General features: G+C 72.8%; 12 protein-coding genes. 6 read left to right on the forward strand and 6 right to left on the reverse strand.

The genetic code is table 11. The features are described from left to right. Positions 1 to 3: 3 nt before the first annotated feature. On the reverse strand, positions 4 to 360 hold the full coding sequence (locus tag AB5G72_RS04740) for a type VII secretion target (protein ID WP_185951363.1): 357 nt from the start codon (positions 358 to 360) through the stop codon (positions 4 to 6). Between the two features lie 112 nt (positions 361 to 472). Here AB5G72_RS04740 and upp point away from each other — a divergent pair, with 112 nt between their 5' ends. Then, positions 473 to 1,096: a uracil phosphoribosyltransferase gene (gene upp / locus AB5G72_RS04745; protein WP_069388394.1), complete on the forward strand. Its 624-nt coding sequence runs from the start codon at positions 473 to 475 to the stop codon at positions 1,094 to 1,096. 38 nt (positions 1,097 to 1,134) lie between these two features. On the opposite strand, the gene AB5G72_RS04750 is transcribed toward upp, so the two are convergent. Genes AB5G72_RS04750 through AB5G72_RS04760 form a run of 3 tightly spaced genes read right to left on the reverse strand, consistent with a single transcriptional unit; the run spans position 1,135 to position 4,027 of the window. Beyond that, entirely contained in the window at positions 1,135 to 2,643 is a 1,509-nt protein-coding gene (locus tag AB5G72_RS04750; protein ID WP_440221108.1) for a phospho-sugar mutase, read from the reverse strand. 11 nt (positions 2,644 to 2,654) lie between these two features. Next, positions 2,655 to 3,488, reverse strand: a complete 834-nt coding sequence (locus tag AB5G72_RS04755; RefSeq protein ID WP_440221109.1) for a purine-nucleoside phosphorylase — start codon at positions 3,486 to 3,488, stop codon at positions 2,655 to 2,657. 5 nt (positions 3,489 to 3,493) lie between these two features. After that, complete coding sequence (locus tag AB5G72_RS04760; RefSeq protein WP_067712430.1) at positions 3,494 to 4,027, reverse strand: gamma-glutamylcyclotransferase family protein; 534 nt, start codon at positions 4,025 to 4,027, stop codon at positions 3,494 to 3,496. A gap of 150 nt (positions 4,028 to 4,177) precedes the next feature. Between AB5G72_RS04760 and AB5G72_RS04765 the strand changes: the two genes are divergently transcribed. The 4 genes from AB5G72_RS04765 (at position 4,178) to AB5G72_RS04780 (ending at position 9,457) form a co-directional block, all read left to right on the forward strand. Next, positions 4,178 to 5,584, forward strand: a complete 1,407-nt coding sequence (locus AB5G72_RS04765; protein WP_067712206.1) for an NAD(P)H-quinone dehydrogenase — start codon at positions 4,178 to 4,180, stop codon at positions 5,582 to 5,584. Positions 5,585 to 5,722: 138 nt separating this feature from the next. Further along, positions 5,723 to 6,742: an iron ABC transporter substrate-binding protein gene (locus tag AB5G72_RS04770; protein ID WP_440221110.1), complete on the forward strand. Its 1,020-nt coding sequence runs from the start codon at positions 5,723 to 5,725 to the stop codon at positions 6,740 to 6,742. 64 nt (positions 6,743 to 6,806) lie between these two features. Next, positions 6,807 to 8,354: an ABC transporter permease gene (locus AB5G72_RS04775; RefSeq protein ID WP_338082608.1), complete on the forward strand. Its 1,548-nt coding sequence runs from the start codon at positions 6,807 to 6,809 to the stop codon at positions 8,352 to 8,354. Then, positions 8,351 to 9,457, forward strand: coding sequence for an ABC transporter ATP-binding protein (locus tag AB5G72_RS04780; protein WP_366220879.1), 1,107 nt, complete (start codon positions 8,351 to 8,353; stop codon positions 9,455 to 9,457). Before AB5G72_RS04775 ends, AB5G72_RS04780 begins: the two co-directional genes overlap by 4 nt. Positions 9,458 to 9,501: 44 nt before the next feature. On the opposite strand, the gene glpK is transcribed toward AB5G72_RS04780, so the two are convergent. After that, on the reverse strand, positions 9,502 to 11,061 hold the full coding sequence (glpK, locus tag AB5G72_RS04785; RefSeq protein WP_440221111.1) for a glycerol kinase GlpK: 1,560 nt from the start codon (positions 11,059 to 11,061) through the stop codon (positions 9,502 to 9,504). Between the two features lie 101 nt (positions 11,062 to 11,162). On the opposite strand from glpK, the gene AB5G72_RS04790 reads away from it, so the two are divergent. Continuing rightward, positions 11,163 to 12,938, forward strand: coding sequence for a glycerol-3-phosphate dehydrogenase/oxidase (locus tag AB5G72_RS04790; RefSeq protein WP_069389189.1), 1,776 nt, complete (start codon positions 11,163 to 11,165; stop codon positions 12,936 to 12,938). A 256-nt stretch (positions 12,939 to 13,194) separates the two neighbouring features. On the opposite strand, the gene AB5G72_RS04795 is transcribed toward AB5G72_RS04790, so the two are convergent. Continuing rightward, on the reverse strand, positions 13,195 to 14,982 hold the full coding sequence (locus tag AB5G72_RS04795) for an acetyl/propionyl/methylcrotonyl-CoA carboxylase subunit alpha (protein WP_119191961.1): 1,788 nt from the start codon (positions 14,980 to 14,982) through the stop codon (positions 13,195 to 13,197). Positions 14,983 to 15,190: the final 208 nt, after the last annotated feature.

The following is a 15,190-nucleotide window of genomic DNA, read 5'->3' on the forward strand; positions in this document are numbered from 1 at the left end:
GGATCACACCCACTTTCCGGTGAGATCGGCGCCGGCGGCACCGGCGGCACCGGCGGCGCCGATCGCCCCGGCGCCGGCGGCGTCGGACTCGTCGAAGAGCCTGGCCGTCTCCAACACGAGCACCCCGGCGGCGTCGGTGACCCGCGTGAGCCCGGCCAACACCTCGCGGTGCCGCGCGGTCGCCGCCATGAGCGCGGACATGAAGTCGGCGCCCACGGGCCCGACCACGGGCGTCACCGCCTCGATCGGCAGCCCGTCCACCGCCTCGAGCGCACCCCCCAGCGTGTCGGCCAGGGTGGTCAGCCCCGTTCCCAGTTCGCGTAAACCGTCGACATGGACGTCGATCGCCCCGTCCGTCATGTCCTGCGTCCCCTCGTCGTTCTCTCTCGTCCCGTCACAGGGTTCGACGCGTCGAGAAGACGATCCGGTTCCAGCCGGTCCGGGATTTCCTCCGTATGGAATCCTGACGGGCATGGACATCACCGTCGTGGATCACCCGCTGGTCGGGGACCGGCTCCGTACGCTGCGCGACTCCGCCACCGACACGGCCGGGTTCCGCGCCGCGATGGACGCCCTCGGCACCATGCTCTGCTACGAGGCCTTCCGGTCGGTACCGACCACCGAGGTCACCGTGAGCACCCCGATCACGGACACGACCGCGGTCGCGGTGGACGGCGTGCCGCTCGTGGTGCCGGTGCTGCGGGCGGGCCTGGGCCTGTTGGATCCGGCCACTCGTCTGATGCCGGGCGCGCAGGTCGGGTTCATCGGCCTCGCGCGCGACGAGGAGAGCCACCAGCCGGTGTCGTACCTGTGCTCGCTGCCCGAGGACCTGGCCGGACGTCACGTCGTGGTCCTGGACCCGATGCTCGCGACGGGCGGATCGCTGGTGTCGACGCTGGAGACGCTCGCGGCGCGCGGCGCGACCGGGGTCACCGTGGTGTGCGTCCTGTGTGCGCCGGAGGGGATCGAGGCGGTGCGCGCCTCCGGGCTGGCCGCGACCCTGGTCACCGCGACGATCGACGAGCGCCTCGACGAGAACGCCTTCATCGTCCCCGGCCTCGGCGACGCGGGCGACCGCCTCTTCGGCCCCCGCTAACCGGCAACCGCCAACCGCCCACCGGCAAGCGCTGAGCGCTAGCCGCCCACCGCGCCTGCGACCGCATCACCGAGCCGCGCGAGCCGGCGTGCGGCGTCGCGGCGGTCCGACGCGGAGGGCCCGGGCGGGGTCCACGCCTCGACGTACGTCTTGAGCAGCGGCTCCGTGCCCGAGGGCCGCACCACCGCGCGCGCACTATCCGAGTCCACGCGGATGCCGGCGGTCCCCTCCAGCGGTCGGACCTCGCCGACGGTGGTGAGAAGCCCGGCCGCCCGCCTCAGCGCCGCCGCCGGGTCCGCGTCGTCCGCCAGGGGCAGCGACACGTTGCGCCGGAGGTGCGCCCCGAACTCCGTGGCCAGTGCGTCGAGTCGCGCGCCGACCGTCGGTCCGCCTGATCCGACCATCGCGCACCACACCGCGGCCGCCGAGACCCCGTCCTTGTCGGCCACGACGTCCGGCAGGACACAGTGCCCGATGGCCTCCTCGTAGGCGTACCGCAGCGGCTCGCCGGCCCGCACGAGCCACTTGAACCCGGTCAGCGTCTCCACGTGCCGACCGCCGCGCGCCGGGACCAGCAGCGACGGCACCCGCGAGGAGACGATCGTCGACGCGACGACCGGCACACCGAGCTCGTCGCCCGCGGCCGACCCCGGAAGCGGCGCGCGCAGCAGATGGTCGGCGAGCACCGCGCCCGTCTCGTCGCCGTCGAGCATCCGCCACCGCCCGTCCGGGTCGGCGAACCCCACGGCGCACCGGTCGGCGTCCGGGTCGAGCGCGATCGCGACGTCGGCGTCGATCCGCGCCGCCAACTCCAGCAGCCGCGCGGTCGTCCCGGGCCGTTCGGGGTTCGGGGAGGCGACGGTGGGGAAGTCCGGGTCCGGGTCCGCCTGCTCGGCCACCAGCGTCACGTCGAGCACGCCGATCCCGGCCAGGACGCGGCGGCAGAGATCGCCTCCGACCCCGTGGACGGGGGTCAGTGCCACGCGGGGCGGCCGGGCGGGCCGTGGCAGGGCCGTGACGACGGAGGCCACGTAGTCGTCGACGAGCACGGGGTCCACCCGCACCGATCCGGGTACGGCCGTGGGGACGGCGACCCCCTCCCGCGCCGCGGCGTGCAGGTGCCGCTCGATCCGGGAGTCGGTCGGCGGCACGATCTGTGCGCCGCCGCGTCCGTAGACCTTGATGCCGTTGTCGCTCGCGGGGTTGTGGGAGGCGGTCACGACGAGCCCGGCCACCGCGCCGCGCGCGCGGACCGCCGCGGCCACCACCGGGGTGGGGACGGGCGCGCCGGGGACGACGACGACGAGGTCGTGCGCCGCCAGCACCGCAGCCACCACGTCGACGAATCGGGCCGACCCGTGCCGGGCGTCCCCGCCCACGATGACCGTCGACCCGGGTGGTTCATGTTCCCGCAGGTATCGGGCGACGGCGGTGGCCACGAGGGTGACCGTCTCGTCGTTCATCCGGCCGGGCCCCGGCCCCAGGGGAGCGCGGACGCCCGCGGTGCCGAAGGTCAGCGGTGCGGGATCGGGAACGGGCGCGGTCACGGGTGTGCCCCTCAGCAGTGGGCGACGGCGGGGACGAGGGCGCGCAGGGCCCCGGTGAGGCGGGCGGATCCGGCGGCTCCGGCGGCGAGCACCTCCGAATGGTCCAGCGGCTGCCCGGTGACGCCGGCGGCGAGGTTGGTCACGAGCGACACCGCGACCACGTCGAGGCCCAGCCCGCGGGCGGTGATGGTCTCGGGCACCGTCGACATGCCCACGAGGTCGGCGCCGAGGGTGCGGAGCATGTTGATCTCGGCCGGGGTCTCGTACTGGGGGCCGGGCATGGCGGCGTAGACGCCCTCGGAGGGGCGGCTCGCGTCCACCGCGGCCATCGCGTCGGCGGCCGCCGCGCGCAGGCGTGGGGAGTAGGCGTCGACCATGTCCACGAACAGCGGCCCGGTGAGCGGCGAGCGAGCGGTGAGGTTGAGGTGGTCGCGGATGAGGACGAGGTCACCGACGGCGAGGTCGTCCCGCAGCCCGCCGGCGGCGTTGGTGAGCACGAGCGCCCGCGCTCCGGCGGCGGCCGCGACGTGGGCGGGGTGCACGACGGGTCCGATACCCCGGCCCTCGTAGAGGTGGGTGCGCCCGGCCACGGACAGCAGCGGCACCCCGTCGACCAGGCAACTGGTGACCGTCCCGCGGTGTCCCGCGACCGCGGGGGTGGCGAACCCGGGGAGGTCGGCGGGGGCGATGGTCACGGCGGAGCCCGGGTCGGCGAGTCCGGTCACGACCTCGGACCAGCCCGACCCCAGGACCAGGGCCACGTCGTGGTGCCCGCGGCCACTCAGGTCGGCGATCCGGGCGGCGGCCGCGCGGGCCTCGTCGGTGGGCGTCAGCAGGGGCGCCATCCGCGTCAGGCGCCGGGGCCGACGTTGCGCGACGGGCGGGTGCGCAATTCGTGCACGTACTTCTCGGGGGCCCCCGCGCACTCGGCGGCGTCCGCGAGCAGGCCGAGGTAGCGCGCGGACGGCAGACCTCCCTCGAAGGCGTCCATCACGTACAGCCATGCGAGCACGGTGTCGTCGGTGCCGGCCGGGGCGATGTCCACGGCGAACTCGGACTCCTGCGCGTCGACCGGGGGACCGTCGGGCACGGTGGGCCGGCGCGTGATGCGGACCCGGATCTTGCGGGCGGGCATCCGGTCAGTGCCCTCCCAGCGGTCGAGGGCGCGGACGTCCTCGTCGGGGACGTCGTAGAGCACCACGAACACCCTGGAGTCCGGGTCCTCGACGACGGTGGCGACGGCACCCTCCCACGTGGGGTCGTCCCCGGCGAAGGTCAGGCGCCAGCCCTCGAGCCAACCCGTCCCCGCGAAGGGCGAGTGCGGCGCGCGGGTGTTCATCTGATCGGGATACATGTTCGTCCCGTACGCGGCGTAGAGAGGCACGCCCACAACCCTAGCCCCTTCGGCGGTGGCGGCCAGATGTCCCGGCGTCCCCGATCGTGGCGTTCGACTACCGTGTACGGCGGACGTGACGCGATCCGCCACAGCGGGCTGCGGCGCCCGGCCCTTACCCCTGTGAGCCGTGGAGGACATGTGACGCAACGCATCATCATCATCGGCGGCGGCCCCGCCGGCTACGAGGCCGCGCTGGTCGCGGCCCAGTACGGTGCGGACGTCACGATCGTCGACTCCGACGGCATCGGCGGCAACTGTGTCCTGAGTGACTGCGTGCCGTCCAAGACGTTCATCGCCACCACCGGCGTGCGCACGGACATGCGCCGGGCCGAGGAGATGGGCGTCCAGGCGCACTTCGATCCCACCGCCTACAAGCTGGGTCAGGTCAACGGCCGGGTCAAGTCCCTGGCGCGCGCCCAGTCCGCGGACATCCGGTCGCAACTACAGCGCGAGGGCGTGCGGCTGCTGTCCGGACGGGCCCGTCTGCACGACTCCCAGCCCGGCATGGCCTCCCACCGGGTGGCCGTGACGTTCGATGACGGCCAGGAGAAGATCTTCGACGCCGACGTGGTCCTGGTGGCCACCGGGTCCAGCCCCCGCGTGATCTCGGGCGCGGAGCCCGACGGCGAGCGGATCCTCAACTGGCGTCAGCTCTACGACCTCACCGTGCTCCCGACGCACCTCGTGGTGGTGGGATCGGGTGTGACCGGTGCCGAGTTCGTCTCGGCGTTCACGGAGATGGGTGTCAAGGTCACCATGGTCTCCAGCCGCGACCGTGTGCTGCCGCACGAGGACGCCGACGCCGCCCTGGTGCTGGAGGAGGCGCTCAGTGAGCGGGGCGTCTCGCTGGTCAAGCACGCGCGCGCCGACGCGGTCGAGCACTTCCAGGACGGCATCATCGTCCGCCTCGGGGACGGTCGCACGGTCAAGGGGTCCCACGCCCTCATCTGCGTCGGTTCCGTGCCCAACACCGAGGGCCTCGGACTGGAGAGCGCCGGTGTCGAGTTGCAGCGCAGCGGCCACATCAAGGTCGACCGCGTCTCGCGTACCACCGCGCCGGGCATCTACGCCGGCGGCGACTGCACCGACCTGTTCCCGCTCGCCTCCGTGGCCGCCATGCAGGGGCGCATCGCGATGTACCACGCCCTCGGCGAGGGCGTCAGCCCCATCAAGCTCAAGACCGTGGCCTCGGCGGTGTTCACCCGGCCGGAGATCGCCACCGTCGGCATCTCGCACGCGCAGATCGAGAGCGGCGAGGTGCCGGCGCGCGTGGAGGTCATGCCGCTGGCCGGCAACCCCCGGGCCAAGATGCGCAGCCTGCGCCGCGGGTTCGTCAAGCTCTTCTGTCGCCCGGCGTCGGGCGTGGTGGTCGGCGGCGTGGTCGTCGCCCCCACCGCCTCCGAGCTCATCCTGCCGATCTCGGTGGCGGTGCGGAACCAGCTCACGGTGGGCGATCTCGCGGGCTCGTTCTCGGTCTACCCGTCGATGACGGGCACGATCACCGAGGCGGCGCGCCAGCTCATGCGCCACGACGACCTCGACTGACAGGCATCCGGCGCCCCGGCATCCGGTGCGATGGAGACGATGTCGCGTGCCCTGCGCACTGTCCGGAAGGGCCGTTCAGGTTAGGCTAAGCTCCGTCGACGTCGACGACACGGCGTCGGGAACCGCTAAGGAGCCACAATGAAGCTGCGTCGTGTTGCAGCCCTGGCCGCCGCCGGATCCCTCGTACTCGGGCTGGCGGCCTGCACCTCGGACTCCGACGAATCGGACGCACTGGTGCTCTACTCCGGTCGCAGCGAGAGCCTCGTGGCCCCGCTGATCGAGCAGATCTCGGACTCCACCGGGGTGGACATCGAGGTGCGGTACGCCTCCACCCCGGAGATGGCGGCGCAGATCGCGGAGGAGGGGGAGGGCAGCCCCGCGGACGTGTTCTTCTCACAGGACGCCGGGGCCCTCGGTGCCCTCGACAACGCGGGCCTGCTGCAGCAGCTCGACGAGTCCGTGACCGAGGCCGTCCCCGCGGAATACCGCGCGGCGGACGGCACCTGGGTCGCGACCAGCCTGCGGTCGCGCGTCCTGATCTACGACTCCCGGACACTGGACGAGGCCGAGGTGCCCGACACCATCGACGCGGTCCTGGCCCCCGAGTGGAAGGGGCGCGTGGGCTACGCGCCCACCAACGCGTCGTTCCAGTCCTTCGTCACGGCGCTGCGGGTGGACCGGGGCGACGAGGCCGCCGAGCAGTGGCTGCGGGACTTCCTCGCCAACGACCCGCAGACCTTCGAGAACAACAACGCGCTCCTGCAGGCCGTCGACGCGGGCGCCGTCGAACTCGGTCTGACCAACCACTACTACTGGTACAACTCGGCCGCGGAGAAGGGTGCGGAGAACATGCGCGCCCGCGTGAAGTACATGGCGCAGGGCGATCCGGGTGCGCTGGTCAACGTGGCGGGCGTCGCGATCCTCGCCTCCACGGACCGCCCCGACGACGCCCGCCGCGTCGTCGAGGCGTTCCTGGCCGAGCCGGCCCAGACGTATTTCGTCGAGGAGACCAGCGAGTACCCCGTGGTCCCGGGGATCGCCACGGACGCGGCCGGCCTCCCTCCGCTGGACACGCTCGGCGGCCCGGACATCGACCTCGGTCAGCTGGACGGTCTCGAGCAGACGCAGGCCATGCTCGCCCGCGTCGGCATGATCTGACGGACCGGACATCGACCTGCTGACGCGACTGCGCGGCGGCCGGCCCCTCCTCGGGGCGGCCGCCGTGCTGGCGTGTGCGGCGACGCTCATCCCGCTGGTCTACCTGGTCATCCGGGCGGGCGAACGGGGCCCGGCGTCCGCCGCCGAGGTGCTCGGCTCCGGTCGGACGCTGACCCTCCTCGGCAACACCGTCGTGCTGGTCGTGTTGGTCACCACCGCCAGCGTGATCGTCGGGGTGGGGATGGCGTGGCTCGTGGTCCGCACCGACCTACCGGGGGCCCCGGTCATCGGTGCGCTCCTGTGCGTTCCGCTGGCCACGCCGTCGTATGTCCTCGGCTACCTCTGGGTGGCCGACTTCCCGGAGGTCCTCGGGTTGCCGGGGGCCGTCGCGGTGCTCACCATCTCCTGCTACCCGTACGTGTTCCTCCCCGCCTCCGCCGCCCTCCGGCGGGTGGACCCGGGGCTCGAGGAGGTCGCGCGCACCCTCGGGCACGGCACCACCCGCGCCGTGTTCGGGGTGACCTTCCGACAGATCCGACCGGCGGTCGCCGCGGGCGGACTCCTGGTGGCGCTGTACACGCTGTCCGACTTCGGGGCGGTCGCGATGCTCCGCTACGAGGCGTTCACACTGGGCATCTACCACTCCTACCGGGCGGCGTTCGACCGTGTCCCGGCGGCTGTCCTGGCGTGCGTCCTCATCGTGTTGGCCCTGGTCGTGATGGTCGGGGAGCGGCGGGCCCGACGCGGCGAGGTCGCGAGGGTCGGCGCCGGGGTCGACTCGGCGCCCACCCGGCTACCGCTGGGTCGCCTGAAGGGGCTCGCCCTCGTCGTCGTCGCCGTCATCCTCGCGGGCGGGGTGTTCGGCCCCCTCGTCGGCCTCGCCCGGTGGGTGCGCGCCGCGGCGAGCGTGGACGTCTCGTGGGCGCCGGTGTTCCAGGCCGCCGGCACCACCGCCGGGGTCTCGGCCGTGGCGGCGCTGGCCACCATCGTCCTGGCGCTGCCGATCGGGATCCTCGCGGCGCGCTCGGACGGGCTCGTCGCGCGGTCCACCGAGACCATCGCCCAGGTCGGTTTCGCGCTCCCGGGCATCACGGTGGGCCTCGCGGTGGTGTTCGTGGGGATCCGGCTGGTGCCGGGCCTCTACCAGCAGACACCGATGCTGGTGTTCGCCTACGTGGTGCTGTTCCTGCCGCTCGCGGTGGGAGTGGTGCGCTCCTCGGTCAGCGCCATCCCGGTGAGCCTCGAGGACGTCTCGGCCGGCCTGGGCTCCGGGCGTCTGCGCACGTTCGCCCGGGTGGTCGCGCCACTGGCGATGCCGGGGATCCTCGCGGGGGCGAGCCTCGTGTTCCTCAGCGTAGCCAAGGAACTGCCCGCCACGTTGTTGTTGCGGCCCACGGGCACGGAGACCCTCGCCACCGCGATGTGGTCGCACACCGAGGTGGCGGCCTACTCGCAGGCGGCCCCGTACGCCGCCATGTTGGTCGTCGTGGCGGTCATCCCCGCGTTCGTGCTGAGTCGGTCGTTCGGCTGGGGCGCGGGCGGCCGACGCGACCCGGGCACGGCGACCGCGGCCCCGGGCCGGGCGAACGAGACCGAACGGAGCGCGACATGACCTGGAAGCCCAGCCCCGGCGGGGTACTCGAACTCGACTCCGTCTCGGGCGGCTACGACGGCTCCCCGGTCGTCCGTGGAGTCTCCCTCCGGGTGGAGGCGGGAGAATCGGTGGCGGTCCTGGGCGCCTCCGGATCGGGGAAGACCACGATGCTGCGCATGATCGCGGGCCTGCACCCGGTGTCGTCCGGCCGGATCCTGCTGGACGGCCGCCGCATCGACCGGCTCAGTGCCCAGCGGCGCGGGATCGGGCTGGTCCCCCAGCAGGGCGCGCTGTTCCCCCACCTGGACGTGGCGCACAACGTGGGGTTCGGCCTGGTGCCGCCGGGCCCCCTGGCGAGGTGGCGCGGCCGCGCCGAGCGTGCCGAGCGGGTCCGCGAGGTGCTCGACCTTGTCAGGCTGGCGGACCGGGCGGGTGACAGGCCGTCGCAACTGTCGGGCGGTCAGCAGCAGCGGGTGGCACTCGCGCGGGCACTCGCCCCCGGCGCCGGGCTGATCCTGCTCGACGAGCCCTTCAGCGCGCTCGACGCGGCCCTGCGCGGAGCGGTGAGAGCGGAGGTCGCGGCGTTGCTCGCCGAGGCCGGGGCCACCTCCATCCTCGTCACGCATGACCGTTCCGAGGCGATGGCGACGGCTGACCGCGTCGCGGTCCTCATCGACGGCGAGCTCGCCCAGGTCGACACCCCCGAGCGGCTTTACCACCATCCGGTCAGCCGCGGGGTCGCCGACCTCTCCGGCGAGACCGTCGCCCTGCCGGCCACCGCGACCGGCGCGACCGCGGAGACGGTCCTCGGCACCGTGCCGCTGGACTCGCCCGCCGAGGGACGGGGGACCGTCCTGTGGCGCCCCGAGAGCCTGGAGGTGCGCGGTGTCGGGGCCGCCGGGCACGAGGCCCGGTACGACGACGGGTACGACGACGAGGAGATCCGGGGTCACGCCGTGTGCACCGCCGTCGAGTTCGGGGGTGCCCGGACCCTGGTGCGGATGCGATTCGACGGCACCGACCAGATCTGCGCCGTGCCGGTACCCACGGGTCAGCGCGTCGGGACGGGCTCCCGACTGGCCGTGCGTCCGCTGCGGCCGGCGGTCTTCCACGCCGTCTGACACCCCGTCGACCGCACCCGTCGACCGCACCGGTCGCCGCCGGGTCAGCCCTCGACGCCCGCCCAGCCCAGCGTCCGCTCGACCGCCTCGTCCCACCGGTTGATCAACCGCTGACGTTCCTCCTCGGGCATCTGCGGCGTCCAGCGGCAGTCCTCCCTCCACAGCTCACGGAGCCGGTCGGGGGAGTCCCACTGACCCACCGCCAGCCCGGCGGCGAACGCGGCACCCAGTGCGGTGGTCTCGGTGACCTCCGGCCGGATCACGTCCACCCCGAGGATGTCGGCCTGGAACTGCATGAGGAAGTCGTTGACCACCATCCCACCGTCCACCCGCAGCGAATCGGCGGACTCCCCGGCGTCGGCGACCATCGCGGCGGCCATCTCGCGACTCTGGAAGGCCGTCGCCTCGAGCGCGGCCCGCGCCAGGTGCGCCCGGGTGTGGAAGCGGGTCAGGCCCACCATCACGCCGCGGGCGTCCGGCCGCCACCGCGGGGCGAGCAGCCCGGAGAACGCCGGCACCAGGTAGCAGTCGCCGTTGTCCTCCAATGACGTCGCGAGGTCCTCGGTCTCGTCGGCGGTGGAGATCACCCCGAGGTTGTCGCGCAGCCACTGCACCAGCGACCCGGCAACCGCCACCGAGCCCTCCAGGGCGTACACGGGATCCGCATCGCCCAGTTGGTAGCACACGGTGGTGAGCAGACCGTTCTCGCTGAACTGCGGCGTCGTGCCCGTGTTGAGCAGCAGGAACGCGCCCGTGCCGTAGGTGTTCTTGGCCTCGCCCGGCTCGAAGCAGGTCTGCCCGAACATCGCGGCCTGCTGGTCGCCGAGGATCCCGGCGATGGGCGTACCGCCGAACATCCGCCGCGTCGTCACGTGCCCCAGCACCCCGGAGGAGGGGACGATCCGCGGCAGCATCGCCCGGGGGACGCCGACCTCACGGCACAGCTCGTCACCCCACTCCAGGGACCGCAGATCCATGAGCAGGGTCCGCGACGCGTTGGTGACATCCGTGACGTGGAGTGCCGCCTCGCCGTCGTCGCCACCCCGGCGCCCACCCGTGAGGTTCCACACCAACCACGAGTCGATGGTCCCCGCCAGCAGTTCCCCGGCCTCGGCCCGCTCGGTCCCGCGTTCGCCCCGCTCGTCCAGGTGCTCGAGGATCCACCGGATCTTGGGGCCGGCGAAGTACGTCGACAGGGGCAGGCCGGTGGCGGCGCGGAACCGGTCGTCGCCGTCCGGGTGGGCCTCGGACAGTCGTGCGCAGATGCCGGAGGTTCGGGTGTCCTGCCACACGATCGCGTTGTAGACCGGATCGCCGGTCTCCCGGTCCCACACCACCACCGTCTCGCGCTGGTTGGTGATGCCGATGGCGGTCACCGCCGCCGGTTCGAGGTCCACGCTGCTCGCGACCTGGGCCATGGCGGCGCGGACGTTCTGCCAGATCTCCAGCGGGTCGTGCTCGACCCAGCCCGCCCTCGGCAGGATCTGCCGGTGCTCGACCTGCGCAGTCGCCGCGGGCACCGGCATGCCCCGGTCGTCGAAGAGGATCGCCCGTGTCGAGGTGGTGCCCTGGTCGATCGCGAGGATGTAGGAGCTGCGAGTCACACGGACAAGACTACGTCCGCGTTCGCGTGGACACGTCCGCCTCGCGCGTAGAGTCGTCGGCGACGGGCCGGAACCCACGCACGGCCCCGGAGGGAGCGCCCATGCCCACGACCAGGTCCCGATCCGTCCTCGGCCCCGACCGCCGCGCCGAGGCCTGGCGCAGACTGTCGGAGGACACCTTCGACATCGTGATCGTCGGTGGGGGTGTGGTGGGCACCGGCAGCGCGCTCGACGCGGCCACCAGGGGGCTGAACGTGGCGCTCGTCGAGGCCCGTGACTTCGCCGCCGGCACGTCCTCCCGCAGTTCGAAGATGTTCCACGGCGGGTTGCGCTACCTCGAGCAGCTCGATTTCGGCCTGGTGGCCGAAGCCCTCCACGAGCGCGAACTCAGCATGACGCGCCTGGCCCCGCACCTGGTCACGCCGCTGAAGTTCCTCTTCCCGCTCACCCGTCGGTTCTGGGAACGCCCCTACATGGCCGCGGGATTCGTGCTCTACGACGTGATGGGCGGCTCCAAGAGCGTCCCGCCGCAGAAGCACTACAGCCGCGCGGGAGCGCGCCGGGTGGCCCCGGGACTGCGCGAGGACGCCGTCGTGGGCGGCATCCGGTACTGGGACACCCTCGTCGACGACGCCCGCCACACCCTCACCCTGGCGCGCACCGCCGCTCACCACGGGGCTGTCGTGGCCAACTCCACCCAGGTGATCGGCTACCTGCGGGACGGCGACCGGGTCACCGGTGTGCGGGTGCGTGACGCCGAGACCGGTCGCGAGACCGACGTCCGGGCCAGGGCCGTGCTCAACGCCGCCGGCGTGTGGACCGACCAGCTGCAGAAGATGCTCGGCGAGGAGGGCGGCTTCACCGTGCGGGCGTCCAAGGGCGTGCACATCGTGGTGGACCGCGACAAGGTGGACTCCGAGGCCGCGCTCATCCTGCGCACCGAGAAATCCGTGCTGTTCGTCATCCCGTGGGGCGAGTACTGGATCATCGGCACCACCGACACCGACTGGCAGCTCGACCTGGCCCACCCGGCGGCCACCGGCGCGGACATCGACTACATCCTCGGCCACGTCAACTCGGTGCTCACCACCCCGATCCGGCGCGAGGACGTCCGCGGCGTGTACGCCGGCCTGCGCCCGCTGCTCTCCGGCGGCGCCGACTCCACCGCCAAGCTCTCCCGCGAACACGCCGTGATGACCGTGGCCCCCGGCGCGGTGGTCGTGGCGGGCGGCAAGTACACGACCTACCGCGTGATGGCCGCCGACGCGGTGGACGCCGCCGTGGCGGAACTGGGGGAGCGGGCCGCCGAGGTGCCGCCGTCGACGACAGAGCGGATCCCGCTGCTGGGCGCCGACGGTTACCCCGGGATGGTCAACCGCGCCGACCGGATCGCCGACCAGTACGAGATCCGCGACGACCAGATGCAGCACCTGCTCGGGCGGTACGGGACGCTCGCCGAATACGTCCTCGAGCTCGCCGCCGACCGGCCCGACCTCCTCGATCCCGTCCGGGGAGCCGAGCGCTACCTGCGTGTAGAGATCGTGCACGCCGCCCTCGCGGAGGCCGCCCTGCACCTCGAGGACGTCCTCGTGCGCCGCACCCGGATCTCCATGGAGTACCAGCACGGTGGCGTCGACTGCGCTCGCGAGGTCGCCGAGTTGATGGCGGGCGTTCTCGGCTGGGACGACGACCGCATCGCCAGGGAGGTGGAGCTGTTCGAGCGGCGGGTCGCCGCCGAGGAGGCGAGCCAGGTGGCGGAGTCCGACGACGAGGCGGACGGATTCCTCCGGCGTGTGCCCGAGGTCCGGGAGTTCCTCGCGGACGCGACCTTCGATCCCGCCAGCGCCCAGCCCGTGGTCGACAGCTCGACCGGCTGACCCGGCCCCGTACGGGCGGGCCGGCGGCGTGCGGGCGGGCCGGCGGCGTGCGGGCGGGCCGGCCGGATGCGGGCGGCGTCGGCCGGGTGGCCCGGCCGCGTCCGGACTCCCTGACGACGAATCCGCCCCTCGGATCTCGACTCGCTCCCGGGGGCCGGGGCGGAGATCGAGATCCGAGGGGCGGATTCGAGTTCGACGCAGATGCGCCGGGAATTCGGCACGTGGTGGGCGCGAGAACGCCCACCACGTCACGAGGTCACTTGATCTCGCAGAGGACCGTTCCCTGGGTCACGGCGGCGCCGGCATCGACGGCGAGGTCGGTGATGACGCCGTCCTTGTGGGCGGTGACCGGGTTCTCCATCTTCATGGCCTCGAGCACGGCCACCAGGTCGCCGGCGGAGACCTCCTGGCCCTCCTCCACGGCGACCTTCACGACGGTGCCCTGCATCGGGGCCGACACGGCGTCACCGGACGCGGCCGCACCTGCGGCGCCGCCACGGGTGCGGGACTTGGCCTTGCGGCGGACGGTCCCGCCGGCGTGCGAGCCGCCGAAGGCCAGGTCGCCGGGCAGGGAGACCTCGACGCGACGTCCGTCCACCTCGACGACGACCTTCTTGCGCTCGACGGGCTCGTCGTCGTCGGCCGGCGCACCGGTGGGCGACCACGGCTCGATCGGGTTGTCCCACTCCTCCTCGATCCACTTGGTGTAGATGTCGAAGCTCTTGCCGTCGCCGACGTACGCCGGGTTGGTGACGATGTGCTGGTGGAACGGCAGGACCGTGGCCATGCCCTCGACCTTGTACTCGGCCAGGGCGCGGGCCGAGCGGGCGAGCGCCTGGTCGCGGTCCTCGCCCCACACGATCAGCTTGGCGAGCATGGAGTCGAACTGGCCGCCGATGGTGTCACCCTGCTCGACGCCCGAGTCCATGCGCACTCCGGGGCCGGTGGGCTCGTGGTAACCGGTGATGGTGCCGGGGGCGGGCAGGAAGCCGCGACCCGCGTCCTCGCCGTTGATGCGGAACTCGAAGGCGTGGCCACGCGGGGCGGGGTCCTCGGTGAACTCGAGCACCTCGCCCTCGGCGATCTTGAACTGCTGCAGGACGAGGTCGATGCCCGCGGTCTCCTCGGTGACCGGGTGCTCCACCTGGAGGCGGGTGTTGACCTCGAGGAAGGAGATCGTGTCGCCCTGGACCATGTACTCGACGGTGCCGGCGCCGTAGTAGCCGGCCTCCTTGCAGATGGCCTTGGCGGAGTCGTGGATCCGCTTGCGCTGGTCGTCGGTGAGGAACGGCGCGGGGGCCTCCTCGACGAGCTTCTGGAAGCGGCGCTGCAGGGTGCAGTCGCGGGTGCCGGCGACGATGACGTTGCCGTGCTGGTCGGCGAGGACCTGGGCCTCGACGTGGCGGGCCTTGTCGAGGTACTGCTCGACGAAGCACTCGCCGCGACCGAACGCGGCGACGGCCTCACGGGTGGCCGACTCGAAGAGCTCGGCGACCTCCTCCATCCTGTGGGCGACCTTCATACCGCGACCGCCACCGCCGAAGGCGGCCTTGATCGCGATGGGCAGGCCGTACTGCTCGGCGAACTTCACGACCTCGTCGGCCCCCGCGACGGGGTCCTTGGTGCCGGCGGCCATGGGGGCGTTGGCCCGCTCGGCGATGTGGCGGGCGGTGACCTTGTCGCCGAGGTCCCGGATCGCCTGCGGCGGGGGGCCGATCCAGATCAGGCCTGCGTCGATGACGGCCTGCGCGAAGTCGGCGTTCTCGGACAGGAAGCCGTAGCCGGGATGGATGGCGTCCGCGCCGGACTTGGCGGCGGCGTCGAGGATCTTGTCGAAGACCAGGTACGACTCCGCGGAGGTGGTGCCTCCCAGAGCGAAGGCCTCGTCGGCCAGCTTGACGAACAGTGCGTCGGCGTCGGGCTCGGCGTATACGGCCACGCTGGCCAGGCCGGCGTCCTTCGCCGCACGGATCACACGGACGGCGATCTCGCCGCGGTTGGCGACGAGGACCTTGGTGATGTGAGAGCTGGCATGACTGGGCACTCAGGGCCTCCTGGAGGTAAACGTCTCTACTGTCGATCGGCCGTGGGGCCCACCGAGTTCTTCCGCAGTCTAATGAGAGGCCCCCCTCATGTGTGGTGTTGGGGGTCCAAGGGCTGGCCCGCGGGGGCGGGCCCGCCGGGCGCCGGGCGGCCTGACCTGCGAAGTTGTTGGGCCGGTCACGTCCCCGGGTGGGGAAACCCGGGTGGAT

The organism is Dietzia sp. MNB45 (assembly GCF_051994785.1).
In the GTDB taxonomy this organism is placed as follows: domain Bacteria; phylum Actinomycetota; class Actinomycetes; order Mycobacteriales; family Mycobacteriaceae; genus Dietzia; species Dietzia kunjamensis.